Below are 16,277 nucleotides of genomic sequence, written 5' to 3'. Positions count from 1 at the left end.
CACCCTGATCCCGGGCGACCCGGGACCGGGGTGGTGACCGGACGGTAGATTTGCAGGGTGGACCTGCCCGGAACGGACATCCCAGCACCGCTCTACCTCCTCGTCATGTTCGCCGTCATCGTCGTCGACGTCGTGCTTCCCGTCGTGCCCTCGGAACTCCTCGTCATCGGCGCCGGCACCATGTCCGCCCACAGCAGGCTCCTGCTCCCCTTCGCCGTCCTCGCGACGTTCGCGGGGAGCTGGATCGGCGACGTGGCGATCTTCCTGCTGTTCCGGCGCCGGCTCACCCACTTCCTCGACCGCTTCCGGTGGGGCCGCGCCGTCCACCGCGGACTGCGCAACGCCATCGAGAAGGCAGGCACCTCACCCACCTACGCCGCCGTCGTCGCCGTCCGTTTCCTGCCCGGCGGGCGCACCGCGAGCGTGGCGGCGGCGGGCATCGCCGAACTGCCCGTCCGCCCGTTCATGCTCGCTGCCGCCGGTGGGGGCGTGCTGTGGACCGCGTGGCTCCTCGGGCTCGGCTTCGTCGCGGGTGCCTCCACCGGGCTGCCCGCGGGCGTCAGCGCCCTGCTCGGGATGGCGGTCGGTACGCTGGTGGGAGCCATCACGGCGGCAATCCTCGCCGTGAAGAACCGGAAGGCCTCCACAGCGCATGAGCACCCCGAAGACCCCGGGACCCCGGCTTCCTGAGAAGCCGGTCCGGCCGCCGACGATCGCCCGTCGGACGCCCGCGGCCGAGCCGCCGACCGCCACGGCGAGCGTCCTCGACCGTCTTCGGGCGGCGCAGCCCCGCACCACGGCACCGGGCGAGGACGACCGGTCCGGGCCATCGGCCGGGCCATCGACCGGGCCATTGTCCGGGACGCCGTCCGCTCCCGGCGCTCCTGCGCCAGGACCGCGACCCGGAGGCGATTCCGGCCGCAGCGACGACTCCGACCCTGAGGGCGTCGGCGGTGCACGCTCCTCCGAGCGACTCCGCATCGCGACCGAGAAGGCGAGAGCCGCCGCGGATGCGGCCGCCGGCGCCGCCCGTCGCAGCAGCACCGCAGCCGCCGTCGTCGCCCGTCGCAGCAGCACCGCGGCGGCCGGTGCCGCCCGTCGCGGGAGCACTGCAGCCGCCGTCGTCGCCCGTCGAGGGAGCACTGCAGCTGCGCGCCACGTCGGTACCTGGGATCAGGACGTCGTGCGGCAGATCGTCGTCAGCGTCTGCGCCGTGGCGTGCATCCTCGGCTCGGCCGCGGGAGTCGGCGCCTTCGGTGGTCCGTCGATCCGGGACGCCGCGGGTGGATTGTTCGCTCCGGACGCGACGCTGCTGGCGCCGTCGTCGTCCGCGTTCTCCATCTGGAGCGTCATCTACGTGGGGCTCGTGGCGTTCACGGCGTTCCAGTGGCTGCCGTCGCAGCGCCGGACGGAACGCCAGCGGCGCCTGGGCTGGATCGTCGCCGTGTCGATGCTCCTGAACCTCGCCTGGATCCTCTGCGCCCAGGCCGACCTGCCGGTCCTGAGCCTGGTGGTGATCATGCTGCTCTTCTTCACCCTCCTGGCGGCCGTCCGGGCCATGAACGACCACCCCACCGCGACGCGGCTCGAAGGCGCCCTCGTGGATACGCCGATCGGCCTCTATCTCGGGTGGGTGCTCGTGGCGGCGTCGGCCAACGCCGCGGCGGTCCTCACCGCCGGCGGCATCGACCTCTTCGGCTGGGGAGGCAGGGCGTGGGCCATCCTCGGGATCGTCGCGGTCCTGATGAGCGCCGCCGTGATCTGCTCGACCGACCGTGGCCGCCTCGCCGTCGCCGCCGCCACGTCCTGGGGGCTGCTGTGGATCGCCGTCGAGCGGGTGCTCGGGCAGCCGTTCGCGGTGAACGTCGCGTTCGTGGCGGCCCTCGCCATCTTCCTGCTGCTCATCACCGCGGGCTCCCGCCGGCACCGGGTGGATCACGCCTACCGGCGCTGGCTGCGCGCCCAGGAGGACTCGCAGCGGGAACCGATCGACCTCACCGGGGACTACTACGAGGAGTCACGCTACTAGCGCCTACCCCGGCCGGAGCAGGCTCCCGGATCAGCCCTGCTCACCGATCGTGACGGCGATCTTGCCCCGCACATGACCCTCCATGCTGCTGCGGAAGGCGTCCGCTGCACGCTCCAGCGGGAAGCTCTCCGCGAGGACGGGCTTCACGCTGCCCGCCTCGACGAGTTCGGTCAGGGCCAGGAGATCGGCCGGGTTCGGGCGGACGAAGATATAGCGGCCGCCCCTGTCCTTGACCTCGGCATCCGTGACGGACGCGACCCGCTCGGGGGACTTCAGGTGCTCGAGCGAGGCATCGCGGTCCTCCCCTCCCACGAAGTCGACGACGGCATCGAGCCCCTCCGGTGCCACCTCGGCGAGGCGGCCGGCGAGCCCCTCGCCGTAGGTCACCGGTTCGGCGCCCAGCGAGCGCAGGAACTCGTGGTTCTTCTCGGACGCGGTGGCCACGACACGCGCACCCCACGCCTTCGCGATCTGGATGGCGTACGTACCCACTCCGCCGGCGCCGTTGTGCACCAGCACGGTGTCGCCCTCCCCCACACCGACCGCCTGCAGCGACTGGTACGCGGTGAGCCCTGCGAGGGGCATGGGCGCAGCCTCGGCCCAGGACACGTTCCTCGGCTTGCGGGCGAGCGCCCGCACGGGGGCCGCCACCTGCTCGGCGAAGGTGCCGAGCCCCACGGTGTCCATGCGGACGTACCCGATCACCTCGTCACCGGCCTGGAACTCCGTGACGGACGGGCCGGGCTGCACGACGACGCCGGCCACGTCCCAGCCCGGGATCACGGGGAAGTACGTGGGCAACGTGCCGTCGAGGTACCCCGCGGTGATCTTCCAGTCCACGGGGTTCACCGAGGACGCGCGGACGTCGACGAGCACCGAATCGGGCCCCACCTTCGGGTCGGGCTGCTCGCCGTACTGCAGCACGTCGGGATCGCCGTACTGCTCGTAGAACACTGCCTTCATGGTGCTCCTCCTCGGGTGGTCCGGCCGATACCGCTCTGGCTTCCAGAGGCGGCAACCGGCACCGGCCGGCACCTATTCCGGCGGGTCCCGCCGGCGGGGACGGCAGCCGGGACCCGGGAGAACGGCGCTCAGCCCGTGTTGCGCATCCCCGCCGCGACGCCGTTGATCGTGATCAGCATGGCCCGCTGGATCCGCTCGTCGGGCCGTCCGCCGTCGGACTCGGCCCGCATGCGGCGCAGCAGTTCGACCTGGAGGTAGGAGATCGGGTCGAGGTACTGGTCACGGACGGCGAGCGACCGCTTGAGCACCGGCTGGTTGTCGAGCAGTTCGTGTTCGCCGGTGAGCCGCCGGATCTCGGCCAGGGTCAGCGCGTACTCCTCGCGGATCACACCGAAGAGGTGCTGCAGCTCGCCGGGCACGAGGGCCTCGACGTAGTGCGCGGCGATCTCCAGGTCGGTCTTCGCGAGCGTCATCTCGACGTTGGAGACCACGGTGCGGAAGAAGTGCCAGCGCTCGAGCATCTCCGTGAGGAGCTCCCCGTGGCCCGCCTCCCGTGCGGCCCGCAGACCGGAGCCGACGCCGAACCAGCCCGGGACGATCTGGCGGGACTGCGTCCACCCGAACACCCACGGGATGGCCCGGAGGCCGCCGAGGCCACTGCCGGAATCGGGGCGCTTCGAGGGGCGCGACCCGATGTTGAGCGAACCGAGCTGCTCCACCGGCGTCGAGGCGAGGAAGTAGGCGGGCAGGTCCTCGTGGTCGATCAGGGAGCGGTACCGGACGAACGCGGCGTCAGACACGGTCTCCATCACCTCGGCCCAGCGGCCGCGGTCGTCGTCGGACGTGCGGGGGGTGCGGTGCAGCGCGGAACCCTGCATGACGGCGGCGAGGGAGAGCTCGAGGTTCTCGCGGGCCAGTGCCGGCAGCGAGTACTTGTCGCTGATGACCTCGCCCTGCTCGGTGAACTTGATCTCGCCCTCGAGCACGCCGTTGGGCTGGGCGAGGATGGCGTCGTACGTGGGTCCGCCACCGCGGCCCACCGATCCGCCGCGGCCGTGGAAGAGGCGGAGGCGGACGCCGTGCTTCGCGGCGACGTCGCGCAGCCGGCGCTGGGTCTTGTGGATCTCCCACAGGCTGGTGAGCACACCGGATTCCTTGTTGGAGTCCGAGTAGCCGAGCATGACCTCCTGCAGGTCCCCGCGCAGGCGCACCACCTCGCGGTAGGTCGGGTCGGAGAGCAGGGTGTCCACGATCTCGGCGGAGACGCGGAGCTCGTCCACCGTCTCGAGGAGCGGCGCGAAGCCGATCCTGGCGAACGCCCCGGAATCCGGGCCGCCGGAGCCGTCGCCGACGACGTCGACCAGCCCCGCCTCCCGGGCCAGCACCACCGGCGCGAGGACGTCGTCCGCCCCGCGGGTCATGGACACGATGTACGTCTCGATGACGTCGGGGCCGTAGGTCTGCAGCGCCGAACCGATCTCGCGGAAGACGTCGAACGTGCGCCGTGCGCCGTCGTCGAGTGGCGGGGTGACCGAGGCGAGCGGCCGCCGGGACGCCAGTTCGCGGGACAGCGCCCGGAGGCGGTCCTCGCGCGTCAGCTCGAGGTAGGGCACGTCGAGCTCGCCGAGGCGGTCGGTCAGCTGGGCGACGACGTCGTGGTGCATGTCCGCGTGTTCACGGATGTCGAGGGTGGCCAGGTGCAGGCCGAAGGAGGAGATGACGCGCGACGCCGTCGCGAGCGCGCCGTCAGCAGCGAGCCCCGCCGAGTACTGCCGCAGGGAGTCGCCGACGAGCCGGAGGTCGGCCAGCACCTGATCGGTGGTGGCGTAGTCGCGGCCGGGCTCGTGCGCCGTCTGGTGCTGCACGCGGGCCGCGGTGTTGAGGAGCTTCGCCTTCACGCACGTGAGCTTGAGCCGGTAGGGCTCCTGAGCATTGAGTTCGAGGACCCGCTTGTCGAGCCGCGGCAGGTTCGCGAGGTCGCGTTCGATGGAGGCGCTCAGCTCCGCGGACGCCTCGACGATCGCCGTCGAGGACGACAGCGACGAGATCAGCCGGTCGATGAAGTGGATGGCGATCCGGACGGCCTGCTGGTTCTGGATCTGCAGGATCTCCCGGGTGACGGCCGCCGTGACGTTCGGGTTGCCGTCGCGGTCGCCGCCGATCCAAGACCCGAACCGCAGCGGCGCGCCCTCGGCCGGCAGGGCGACGCCGTGCTCGCCCAGGAGGTCCGAGAGGTCCTCGAGCAGTTCGGGCATGGACGTGGTGAGTATGTCGCCGAGGTAGTAGATGGCGTTGCGGGCCTCGTCGATCGGCGTGGGCCGCACCTGGCGCAGCTCGTCGGTCTGCCAGATCAGGTCGATCACCTCGGCGAGCCGCCTGTCCTGGCGGCGTCGCTGCTGCGAGCCCTCCGCCGTCGTGTCCGCGAGGATGTCGGAGAGGCGGCGCAGCTTGTCCAGGACGGAGCGGCGCGAGGCCTCGGTGGGGTGGGCCGTGAACACGGGACGGACGTCGAGGGCCTGCACCACGTCGGCGAGGGCCTCGGGACCGGCATCGGCCGCGATGCGCGACACGGTCTGCGCCAGCCAGCCGTCCTCCTCCGACCGCGTCCGCAGCCCGCGCACGCGGTGCACCTGCTCGGCGGCGTTGGCGAGGTGGAAGTAGGCGGCGAAGGCCCGGACCAGTTCCGTGGCCCGGTCGATGGGCAGGGCCGCGAGCAGCTCCCGCACCTGTTCCGTCAGGGCTGCCCGCTCACCGGCGTCGGCGCCGGCTCCCGATTCCTTGGACTGCTTGGTCAGCCGGCGGACACGCTCCACCAGGTCGAGGAGCTCCTGGCCGTGCTGCCGCACGAGGGATTCGCCGAGCAGGGTGCTCACGCGCCGCACGTCAGCGCGGAGACCGGAGCTGAGATCGCCCGCGGGACCCGCGAAGGGGTCGGCGGCCTGCAGAGGGGACACTTCGAGGGGCACTTCGAGGGGCACTGTCACAACGGCCTGCTTTCAGGGCACGGAAAACGGGGCGTATGCGGCACTGGATACGACGGATTGCTGTTGGGATACTACCCAGTAATGTGGCGGCCGCCTCACCCCGGCCGTCATGTGACCGGGAGCGCTGCGGCATTGCGTCTGTTCCCCGCCGTCGTTCCTGGGTTTCGGCGGCCCGGGCTGCAGGACACGGCGTGTCGCGGCCGGACACGCCGCACTCCGCTCAAGAACCAGGAACGACGGCGGCCGCTCCCCCACGGGACGCGTCAGGCGAAGGCGGAGATGCCCGTCAGCGCCCGGCCCACGATGAGGCTGTTGATCTCGTAGGACCCCTCGTAGGTGTAGACGGCCTCGGCGTCCGCGAAGATCTTGGCCATCCCGTAGTCCGTGACGATGCCGTTGCCGCCGAGGATGCCCCGCCCGAGGGCCACCGTCTCGCGCATCCGCGCCGTGGTGAAGGACTTCGCGAAGGCGGCCTGCGGCATGTCGGACACGCCCTGCTCCTGCAGCTGGGCCACGCGCGCCATCACGGCCAGGCTCGCCGTGGTGTTGCCCATCATGGTGACGAGCTGGTCCTGGACGAGCTGGAATCCGGCGATCGGCCGGCCGAACTGGTGGCGCTCGACGGCGTACTGCCGGGCGACGTCGAACGCTGCCAGCTGCTGGCCCACGGCCTGCCAGCCCACGAGGATCCGGGACCCGAGCAGGAGCTGGCGGGTGTCGTCGAAGGACTCGATACCGGCGAAGCGGTCGGCCTCGGCGACCCGGACGTCCTGCAGGAGGACATCGGCATTCTGCACCGTCCGCAGCGCCGTCTTGTTCCCAATGGCGGTCCGCGTCACGCCGGGCAGGGTGGCGTCCAGGATGAAGCCGCGCACTCCGCCGGTGTGCGTGTCCCGCGCCCAGAGGAGCATGTAGTCGCAGAAGGTCCCGTTGCCGATCCACCGCTTGGCGCCGTTGATGACCCAGGTGTCGCCGTCCCGCGTCGCGGTGGTGGTCATGCCGCCCGCGACGTCGGACCCGTGCAGCGGCTCCGTGAGCGCGAAGGCCCCGGTGATCCTCAGGTCCATGGCGTCCTGCAGGAGCCGCGCCTTCTGGTCGTCGCTGCCGAAGGTGTGGAGGGCCTCCACGAACAGGTCGTGGTGGACCATGAAGAAGGTCGCGATCGAGGTGTCGGCCCGGGTCAGCTCGGCGATCACCATGCCGCTGAACAGATGGCTGTAGCCCTGCTGGACGGGTGTGCTGAGATTCAGGCCGGCGAGCTTCGGCAGCAGCTCGTGGGGGAACTCGGCACGGTTCCACCATTCGACGGCGCGCGGCGAGACCTCCTTGGCCAGGAAGTCCCGGACGTCCTGCAGCTTCTCCCGCTCGTGGGGGGTGAGGAGGGATTCGAAGCCGAGGAAATCGGCGGTGGGCAGCTGGCTCTCCATCGAGCCGTCCTTTCGATCGAGACCGGGGTAGTGAGACCGGAGCGTGTGTTCTACTTCGGCGCCATGCGGATGGCGCCGTCGAGGCGGATCGTCTCGCCGTTGAGCATCTGGTTCTCGACGATGTGGGCGGCGAGGGCCGCGTACTCGGCAGGCTTTCCGAGGCGTGAGGGGTGGGGTACCTGGGCGCCGAGGGAGTCCTGGGCCTCCTGCGGCAGGCCGGCCATCATGGGCGTCTCGAAGATGCCCGGGGCGATCGTGACCACGCGGATCAGGGAGCGCGCGAGCTCGCGGGCGATCGGCAGGGTCATCGCGGCGACGCCACCCTTCGACGCCGAGTACGCGGGCTGGCCGATCTGCCCGTCGAAGGCCGCCACGGAGGCGGTGTTGATGATGACGCCGCGCTCGTCGGACCCGCCGGAGCCGGTCACCGGAGGTGTGGCCGCCATCGCCTCCGCGGCGAGCCTGATGACGTTGAACGTGCCCACGAGGTTGACGGTGACGACGCGGGCGAACTGCTCGAGCGGCAGGACGCCGTCCCGCCCGAGCACCTTGCCCGGCGTGGCGATGCCGGCGCAGTTGACCACGATCCGCAGCGGACCGAGCCCGGCCGCAGTGGCGACCGCGGCCTGCACCTGCGCGGGGTCGGCGACGTCGGCGGCGACGAACCGCGCGCGCGCACCGGAGGGGTCCAGGCCTGCTGCGGCGTCCGCGCCGGCGGACTGCGGGAGGTCGACGAGCACCACCGAGGCGCCGTCGTCGAACAGCCTGCGGGCCGTGGCGAGACCGAGTCCCGATGCACCTCCGGTGACGAGCGCCACTGCTCCCCTGCTGTCCATGCGTATCCTTCCGCGGCGGGAGGGCCGCCGTTGGCCACTCCTGCGTCCAGATTACTGTGACGTGGCCCACTGCGCACCCGGCGGGCCTCCGATTGCGCATCCTGCGCAATCCCGGGGCAGGCCGGCGTGGCTAGGGTGGTCACATGCCCATCCCCGACGACGCCGCCTCCCGCGCCGCGAGCAGCATCCGGAGCCTCTATGCGCGCCGGAGCCTGCGTGTACCCGGGACGAGGCTCGGTGCCATCGCCTTCCCGCCGCCGACCGACCCCAGGAGCCACTGGCACTACTGGTGGCAGGCGCACTACCTCGACTGCCTCCTGGACGAGCACCTGCGCGATCCCGCCGGAGGCGCACTGGCCGACGCGCGGAAGCTCGCCCGCGGGATCTGGCTGCGCAACGGCGGCCGGTGGCGCAACGCCTACTACGACGACATGGCCTGGCTGGCGCTCTCCCTGCAGCGCCTCGATGCGGTGGAGGGACGCCGCCGGCCGCGGCGCCGGGTACGGACCCTCGGTCGCGCCCTGGCGTCGGCACACACCCAGGACCTCGGCGGTGGCGTCTACTGGAACACCACCCGCGACTACAAGAACACCCCCAGCACCGCTCCCGCTGCACTCTTCTTCGCCCGTGCCGGGGACACCTCCCGGGCCCAGGAGCTGCTGGACTGGCTCCGGGCGCGCCTGTACGACCCGGCGACGGGGCTGTACCTCGACGGCGTGAAAGCGGACGGGAGCGCCGAGGGGACGGTGGAGCGCACCGTCCACACCTACAACCAGGGCACCGTGCTCGGCGCCCTGGTGGCGACGGGCGGCGGGAGGAATCTCGGGCACGCGGCACGTCTCGTCGAGGCGATCGCCGGGAACCTCGCCGACGACGACGGCGTCCTGCCGCTCTCCGCGGGCGGCGACGCCGGGCTGTTCACCGGGATCCTGGCGCGCTACCTGGCGCTCGGCGCCTCGACGCCGGAAATCGGCCCGGAGGCCGCGTCGACAGCGCAGGCCCTCCTGGAGGCCACCGCCGAGAGGCTCTGGGCGGACCGCTCGGAGGTGGACGCGGCCGCACTCGTCTTCCCGCCGCACCAGGACGGACCCGTCAGTCTCTCCTCGCAGCTCCAGGCGTGGATGGTGCTGGAATCCGACAGGGCGTGCCGGCACCGGATCATCCGGTACTGACACGCCCTTCGGGTCCGCCGGACCGGTCGTCCACCGCATCGGGCCGACGGATGACCCTTCAGTCCGCTCGTTCCAGTAACTGATCCAGTGTCAGCGCCTGACGTTCCTGTGCAGCCTGCAGCCGGACCGCCCGCGGCGGCCGTCCTGAGACCCAGACGTAGGTGCCTGCGGCTACGATCACGCCGCCGGCGACGACCATCCACCACGGGAAGCCGGGCACATCGGGGGCGTCGCCCGCGGCGTCGATATCGGCCTGAGGGGTGGGGAGCACGCGCTCGCCCGTGACCAGGATGCGGTGACTGTTGATTCCGAGGGGAGTGCAGGTGACGAGGGTGATGAGGTCCTTGCCCGGCTGCACGAGGAGGCTCTCGGTGTCCTCGGGCTCGACGACGCGTGTCTCGGTGACGCGGTAGGCGAGGATCTCGCCGAAGACCTCGATGGTGAACGTCTCGCCGACCGTGACCTTGTCGAGGTTGGTGAAGAGCTCGGAGGTGGCAAGGCCTCTATGGCCGGTGAGCACGGAGTGTGTCGACGGCCCGCCGACGGGGAGCGCCGTGCCTTCGAGGTGCCCGACTCCACGTTCCAGGACGGCGTTGCTCGTGCCGTGGTAGATCGGCAGGTCGAGTTTGATCGAGGGAATCCTGATCCGCGCCATCAGCCCCTGGGAATCTCCCCGGAGCATCGAGAGGTACTGCTGCTCGTCCTCGGAACCCGGTTCGTTGGCCAGCGGGAGCCGTTCGTTCGCCGCGACGGCCGCCCCGCCCCCACTCATCGCCTGGTTGTACTCGCGTGCTTCGGCGAGCCTCTCGCGCAGGGTGCCGGCGCCGAGATCGTGGATCCCCTCGGTGAGCTTGTCGATCTCACGCGACTGCTCGACCGAGCTGAACCACCCGGCCGCAGCCGGGTAGAGGAGGAGTGCCGCTCCGGCGACGACCGCGATCGCGATCAGCAAGGGCAGCACCGGGAGCCGCCACCGGAGGATCCGGTTCCGCTCGCGCCTGGTCAGCACCGGGGACGAAGCGGCGGTCGATGGCCCGGACGCTTCGCCCGGGACGCGCGAAGGCGGGGCGCCTTCCTGACGCCCCGCCTTCGCATTCACGGTGCTACGTTACGCGCTTGCGAGTGCCGAGGTGGCACGACGGCGTGCAGCGATGACGCCGGTCCCGAGGGCGATCGCGATGAGCCCCGTACCGCCGACGGTGAACCACAGGGCACCGTCACCACCGGTGAGGGGGAGCGCGAAGGCCGGAACCTGGTCATGCAGGAACTCGACGTAGTTCTGGACCGGCGCGACGGTGGAGCTCGGACCGGGCACGACCCGGACCGGCGCCTGGCTCGGCCGCGGCAGCTGGAATCCGGCCGGAGGGGTGATCTCACGCACGTAGTAGGTGCCGGGCGTGATGATCGGGATCGCGACCTGTCCGTTCGCCCCGGTCGTCCAGTTCTGGACGCCGTCGATGAAGACGGGGTTCTGGCTGTTGTTGGCGTCGTTCTCGTTGAGGAACACCTGGTACACGGCGCCGGCGAGCGGGTTCCGTCCACCGTTCTGGAAGGCGGCCACGGTGAGCTGGCCGATCGGGGTCCTGCCCTCGACCGTCGTGGAGCTGCCGTTCACGACGCCCGTCGCCGTGTTGACGATGAAGCCGCTGGCGGGGATCGTCACTGCACGGCTCAGCACGGTGAGCGTCACCTTTCCACCCGGCAAGGACGCCAGGCGGGTACGGCCGGCAGGGGTGAAGTCAGCGGTGAGGGTACGCGCGGTCGCGTCGTACACGAGGGTGTAGTCCGTGCCGGCGGTGAAGATCTGGCTGACGCCGGCCGCGTTGGCGACCTGCACGGCCGTCGGGGCGACGCCGTCCGGGCCGTTCGCGAGGTACTCGAGATCGGTGGGCAGCGAGTCGGTGAGCGTGAACGTGTCGAGGGTGGTGCCACCCGCGAGCGTCGGCACGCTCTGGGTGATCGCCCAGCGCACCAGGTCGGGATTGCGGGCCTCGACCGAGTTGGCCGGGGCCGGCACGCGGGTCTTCGTCAGATCGGTGACGGCGTTCTTCGGGTAGGCGTGCACGTCGTAGATCCACTGGTTGGACGGGGCGCCCTCCGAACCGGTCGGGAACGGCAGCGTGACGAGGAACGGCGCGGCCGGGTTGGTCGCCCCGGTCGGCAGCTTGGTCTCGGTCACGAGGTACAGGCCCAGAGGGAGACTGGCGCCGTCGTTGAACCGCGCCACACCGTCGCTGCCGGTGGTTGCCGTGTAGGTGCCGGCAGTGTTGACACGGGCGGCAGCCGTAGCAGGGGTCAGGTTGGACACGGAGGTCCAGCCTTCCGGCGTGGTCAGATCGACACCCTGGACCAAGGCCGCGGTGAAGGTGGCGCCTGCGAGCGGCGTTCCCGGAACGTCGACCTCCTGGCCGGTGCCGACCTGCTGCCCGTTCTCGGGGCCCAGCGCGAACTTGTGGATGGTCAGGGTGCGGGGGATCGCCGGGTCGATGTTGCCCGGTTGGGTGACGGCCGTTGCCGGCGCGACGGCGACGAAGGTCGCCGCTGCGCTCAGCGCCAGCACGCCGGCAGCGGCGGACAGCCGCCGGAGGATGGAGTTGGACACGTTGTTTCTCCTATGAGGTGAGAGTTGCAAGGGTGAGACCGGATGGAGCGGGTGGAAGGAGCAGGATGGTCGAGCAGCGAGGGGTGCGCATCACCGGAAGGCGCCTCCCCTTCGTTGACGCCTGTGCCACACGGAGAAGGCGAGTGCCAGGATGACCAGCACACTTCCTCCGATGTAGTACGCGTCGGCGCTCGTGCCGCCGGTGAGCGGCAGTCTGGTGGGCTCCACGGGGGCGTTGACGAAACGGTAGACCGCCGTCTGACCCGCCGCCGGAGCGGAGATTGTTCGTGACGACACCGGGGTCCACGTCGACCCTGTCAGCTGCTCGAGACGAAGTTCCTGGTACGCGAGTGGCCGCGTAGGATCGGTGACCGCCTCCGACAGCGTGTAGCTGTGGCCCGGTCGCACGAAGAAGGTGTTCGCCGGGTTGCCCGAGGCGACGTACTCGGCGCCGGCCCGGCTCTCCGTCGGCAGGACTCCCCCAGCCAGGGCGGCCGGGGTCGCGATGACCCTCCAGTCCGGGGCCTGGAAGCCCGGCCGTGGGTTCTGGACCTGCTTGAGCAGCGTGATGGATGCCGTCGAGTTCGTCACCGTGCAGGTGATCGTGGCCCCGGAGATCGGGACGACCTCTCCCGCGGCAGAGACCTCGACGGCGGCCCCGGTTCCTGTGCGGCACTGCCAGGCGCCCGTCTGGACGTAGGTGAGCGGACCGCCGGTTTCGCTCAGCCGGTAGGCAGCACCGGGAGTCACCGCGATTCCCGAGGCTGTTGCACTGCCCGAGCGTCCGGAGGGCCCAGGCAGGGCCCCGCTGGGGCCGGTGGCGCTCAGGGTCCAGTCGGTCGGCTGCGCGGACCCGAAGGCCACCTGCTTGACGAGCGTGAGGGACGCCGTGGGCCGGTTGACGATCGTGCAATCGATCACCGCGGAGGGCGCCACCGACGCGAGGCTGGCACTGATGGTCGACCCCGTCTGGGTGAAGACGACCGGGCCCGTCACCCCCGTGCACGAGCCGCTGACGAAGGCGAAGCCCGCCTGCTGGATCTCCGAGACGACGACCGTCGCCCGGGACGTCGTCGAGCCGTACAGCACCGTCCAGCTCGCCCTGCCATCGGCATTCGTCTGCTGGGTCGACGCCGGCTGTGTCAGCGACTGGCTGGGCAGGGCCGTCGCGGTGCCGGCGGTCGCGGTCGCCGTCGTACCCACGGTCCAACCGACACCTGGGCGGGTGAGGCCGGAGAACTCCTGGATCGTCTTCGTGATCCGCACCGTCGACACCGGAGCAGGAGAGTTGAAGTACGTGCAGTTGACGCTCGCGCTGAGCCGGTTCGGCATCGTGACGGTGCCGGTCGCGGTGGTGCCCGTACTCAGCCGCACACCGTCGGAGTAGCACTCGTAGATCGTGGTGTACGCAGTGATGGGGGAACCGGAGGCCATGGTTTCGTTGATCGTCACCGTGGTGCCGATCGGGACGGGGAACGGTCCGATCTGCGCGACCTGCCGCCCGGTGTCCGTGCCGGCGGTCGTCACCGCGGCGAACGCCGGCTGCGATGGTGCCGATGCCGTCAGCGTGAACTGGTCGGTGGCAGACTGACGCCCGACCACGTTCTTCTGCACGGTGATCGTCGCCGGCGACGAGCAGCTCGCGAGGTCGAAGGAAGTGGAGGTGGACGGGATGGGTATGCGCGGTGTGCCACCGACACGAGTCCACGTCGTGGCGTCGAACTCGTAGGCACTGGCTGCATCGGCCAGATAGACGGTGCCACGCGGCGAGAACGCGACACCTCGGAAATCTGTGAAGGCGCCGTCCGTGCCGCCCAGTTGCTTGACCGCCGACGTGCTCACCACGAGATCGCCGCCATCGGCGAGGGCCCTGGCAGTGACCGTGTAGATCGCTGCATTGGTTGCGGAGTTGACCGTAGCCGCGCCGATCACGGACAGGTTGCCTTCAGCGTCGAACGCCATGTCACCGTTCCCGTTGGGCGCGTTGCCGGTGGGGAACGAACCCACGTAGGCAAAGCCGGTGGCATTCGAGGTGTCGGTGAAGCTCCAGATATGGAACCGCTGATTGGCGAACTTGCCGAAGAGATAGCGGCCGCTCTTCGGGTCGACCGCACCGGCGACGATGTCACCGGCGATCTCGACCCCGCCGGCCACTGTCAGGTACGAGGTGTTCGGTACCGTCGCGAAACCCCCACCCGGGGTCCACTTGAGGATCGATGTCACGTCGCTCCGATCGGCCGATTGGTCGATCGCGTAGGCGACATTCCCGCCCGAGCCGATACCGAGGGCGTTCGCCCCTGCAACGCCCGGCCAGGTACCGACCGGGGCAAGACCTCCCGAGACGATGTCGGCCTGTTCCAGCGCACCGGCGGTGGTGATGGAGTAGAAGTGGTTCGTGTCGCAGAAGAGGCGCGCAGTCTGGGCCGTGTTCGTGAAGGTGCAGACGACGTCGGCCCCCGCCTCGGTGGGCATGGTGATGGTGCCTGCGGCCCCTGCCCCGGACGCGATCACGGTGCCGGCCCGGGTGCACTCGTAGGCGTTGGAGTAGCCGAGGCCCGCGCCGGAGGTCTGTGCCTCGGAGATCGTGTACGTCGAACCGGGCTGCACCAGCGCGCGGCTGATCTGCGCCGCCTGGATGCCGGCGGCTGTGCCGGAGGTCGTGGCCGACGCGAGCACGGTCGTCCCCGTTCGCAGCGACAGGGTGAACTGGTCTCCCGCCGCCGTCCGCGTCGGCAGGTTCTTGCGCACCGTGATGGTCGCTCCGAGGGTGACCGTCGGGGTGATGGTGGAGGTCGCGGTGGCCCCGGACTGGTTGGCGACGCGGTAGGTCACGGCGGTGGCCGTGCCGGAGAAGGTGGCCACGGGCGTGAACGTGACGTCACCGGCGGCGCTGACGGTGTAGGTGCCCTCGCCCGCGACGGTGACATTGGTACCGAACTGGCCGGTCGCGCGATCGAGGAGCCGGACGGAGGCCTTGTTGATGGGCGAGTCGACGCCGTTGTCGTTGACCGTGGGGTCGAAGGTGACAGGCACGCCCTGGCTGGTGGTCGGCGTGTCGGCGACAGGGCCGGGCGGGTCGGCGGTCACCGTGACCGTGAGGGTGGACGTCGCGGTGGAGTTGTCGGAGTCCGAGACCCGGTAGTTGATGGGCGTCGCGGTTCCGACGAACGTTGCAAGGGGGGTGAAGACGACCTGGCCGGTCGCGTTGACCGTGTAGGTGCCCTCGTTCGGGATGGTCAGCGTCTTCACGTTGGCGGCAGGGGTGGTGCCGGTTGCGAAGAGGGTCACGGAGCCGGGGACGAGGGTCCTGCCGGTGCTGGGCGCATCGTTGGCGAGGATCGACGTGGTCACCGGGGTGTTGCGCTTGGTGGTGTTGGTGTCGGGCGCGGCGACGGGAACGGGCTGATCCTGCAGCGTCACGAAGGCGTTGTACTGATCGAGGTTGGTTGCCGCGAGCGCGCTGGTTCCGCCGTACACCTTGATGCCCATGGTGAACGTGACCTGGGTGAGGTTCGCCCCGTTGATGACCATGCTGCCGCAGCCTGCGGGGATCGTGGCATTGCAGGTAGTGCCGGGCTGGTTCACGTTGGTGCGGAACTGGTTGCCATTGACCACCTCGAGGCTGGTTGAACCCGCGGCGGGCGCGCCGAGCGTGGCGCCCGCCGGCACCGAGGACAGCGTGCCGTACGCCGAGTAGGTGTTCTGAACCACATTGTTGGTCGAGGCATTACCGCCGAGACCTGCCACGTGGAACACGGGATTCGTCACGGGCTTGCTGAAATTCACCGTGATGGTGCCCGACCCCGGGCAGTACACGTTGGTGTTGCCTCTCGGCGTGCAGTTCACCGGGCCGGTGTCGATCTGCGTGACGATGGTGCCATCGGGAAGCGCGGGGGTGAAGGTTGTCGCCGACGTACCGCGGACCGGAAGTGCGGACGTCGAGCCGCCGGTCGCACCCTGGACTGTGGCTCCACCCAGAACCCAGGTCCCCGTGATGTTGTCGGTATTGGCCTGCGTGAAGGTCTGCGTGTAGCCCGTGCCGTTGTCCGTCACATTGGCGATCCGTGCCGCATGCGCACCCGGCGCGACGGCGACGGACAGCGCGATGACGGAGCCCGTGCCGAGCACGACCGCAAGGCACATCGCCATGATGCGCTGCAGGTGAGACCAGGAGACCGTGCGCCGGTGAGACCGCCGGCCCCTACGAAGTGTCGACAAGACATACCCCTGTAGAGGATCGCCGCGACCGGACCGGCCGTGCGAT

At 70.4% G+C, this 16,277-nt stretch carries 10 protein-coding genes; 3 read left to right on the top strand and 7 right to left on the bottom strand.

The window, feature by feature from the left end; genetic code table 11:
* Positions 1–57 precede the first annotated feature (57 nt).
* A complete protein-coding gene (locus V6S67_RS01795; protein WP_334208613.1) occupies positions 58–690 on the top strand; it encodes a DedA family protein in 633 nt (210 codons plus the stop codon).
* Entirely contained in the window at positions 653–2,029 is a 1,377-nt protein-coding gene (locus V6S67_RS01790) for a TspO/MBR family protein (protein ID WP_334208612.1), read from the top strand. Before V6S67_RS01795 ends, V6S67_RS01790 begins: the two co-directional genes overlap by 38 nt.
* Positions 2,030–2,059: 30 nt before the next feature.
* Here V6S67_RS01790 and V6S67_RS01785 read toward each other — a convergent pair whose 3' ends face one another.
* The 4 genes from V6S67_RS01785 to V6S67_RS01770 all read right to left on the bottom strand — a co-directional run bounded on the left by V6S67_RS01785 (position 2,060) and on the right by V6S67_RS01770 (position 8,239).
* Positions 2,060–2,992, bottom strand: coding sequence for an NADP-dependent oxidoreductase (locus V6S67_RS01785; protein WP_334208611.1), 933 nt, complete (start codon positions 2,990–2,992; stop codon positions 2,060–2,062).
* 128 nt (positions 2,993–3,120) lie between these two features.
* A complete protein-coding gene (gene ppc, locus V6S67_RS01780) occupies positions 3,121–5,946 on the bottom strand; it encodes a phosphoenolpyruvate carboxylase (protein ID WP_334211497.1) in 2,826 nt (941 codons plus the stop codon).
* Positions 5,947–6,239: 293 nt separating this feature from the next.
* On the bottom strand, positions 6,240–7,403 hold the full coding sequence (locus V6S67_RS01775; RefSeq protein WP_334208610.1) for an acyl-CoA dehydrogenase family protein: 1,164 nt from the start codon (positions 7,401–7,403) through the stop codon (positions 6,240–6,242).
* Positions 7,404–7,453: 50 nt separating this feature from the next.
* Positions 7,454–8,239 carry an SDR family NAD(P)-dependent oxidoreductase gene (locus V6S67_RS01770; protein WP_334208609.1) on the bottom strand — a complete coding sequence of 262 codons (786 nt, stop codon included), beginning with the start codon at positions 8,237–8,239 and terminating at the stop codon, positions 7,454–7,456.
* 143 nt (positions 8,240–8,382) lie between these two features.
* Here V6S67_RS01770 and V6S67_RS01765 point away from each other — a divergent pair, with 143 nt between their 5' ends.
* Entirely contained in the window at positions 8,383–9,411 is a 1,029-nt protein-coding gene (locus V6S67_RS01765) for a glycoside hydrolase family 76 protein (protein ID WP_334208608.1), read from the top strand.
* Positions 9,412–9,469: 58 nt separating this feature from the next.
* Here the strand turns inward: V6S67_RS01765 and V6S67_RS01760 are convergent, their stop codons facing one another.
* The 3 genes from V6S67_RS01760 to V6S67_RS01750 form a co-directional block, all read right to left on the bottom strand.
* The gene (locus tag V6S67_RS01760) at positions 9,470–10,372 is read right to left on the bottom strand and encodes a class C sortase (protein ID WP_334208607.1); all 903 of its coding nucleotides are present in this window, start codon (positions 10,370–10,372) and stop codon (positions 9,470–9,472) included.
* Between the two features lie 147 nt (positions 10,373–10,519).
* The gene (locus V6S67_RS01755; protein WP_334208606.1) at positions 10,520–12,013 is read right to left on the bottom strand and encodes a SpaH/EbpB family LPXTG-anchored major pilin; all 1,494 of its coding nucleotides are present in this window, start codon (positions 12,011–12,013) and stop codon (positions 10,520–10,522) included.
* A 90-nt stretch (positions 12,014–12,103) separates the two neighbouring features.
* Positions 12,104–16,156 (bottom strand): Ig-like domain-containing protein, encoded by a 4,053-nt coding sequence (locus V6S67_RS01750; protein ID WP_334208605.1) that lies wholly within the window; start codon positions 16,154–16,156, stop codon positions 12,104–12,106.
* Positions 16,157–16,277: the final 121 nt, after the last annotated feature.

The organism is Arthrobacter sp. Soc17.1.1.1 (assembly GCF_036867195.1).
Classification (GTDB): Bacteria; Actinomycetota; Actinomycetes; order Actinomycetales; family Micrococcaceae; genus Arthrobacter_D.
Note: the sequence above shows the minus strand (reverse complement) of the source record. Positions and strands in the feature narration are given on the sequence as shown.

What these genes read in the sequence shown, in the direction of transcription:
- V6S67_RS01770 (WP_334208609.1), bottom strand. Translation starts at nt 8,239, where the DNA reads ATGGACAGCAGGGGAGCAGTGGCGCTCGTCACCGGAGGTGCATCGGGA.
- V6S67_RS01785 (WP_334208611.1), bottom strand. Translation starts at nt 2,992, where the DNA reads ATGAAGGCAGTGTTCTACGAGCAGTACGGCGATCCCGACGTGCTGCAG.
- V6S67_RS01750 (WP_334208605.1), bottom strand. Translation starts at nt 16,156, where the DNA reads ATGTGCCTTGCGGTCGTGCTCGGCACGGGCTCCGTCATCGCGCTGTCC.
- V6S67_RS01765 (WP_334208608.1), top strand. Translation starts at nt 8,383, where the DNA reads ATGCCCATCCCCGACGACGCCGCCTCCCGCGCCGCGAGCAGCATCCGG.
- V6S67_RS01775 (WP_334208610.1), bottom strand. Translation starts at nt 7,403, where the DNA reads ATGGAGAGCCAGCTGCCCACCGCCGATTTCCTCGGCTTCGAATCCCTC.
- V6S67_RS01790 (WP_334208612.1), top strand. Translation starts at nt 653, where the DNA reads ATGAGCACCCCGAAGACCCCGGGACCCCGGCTTCCTGAGAAGCCGGTC.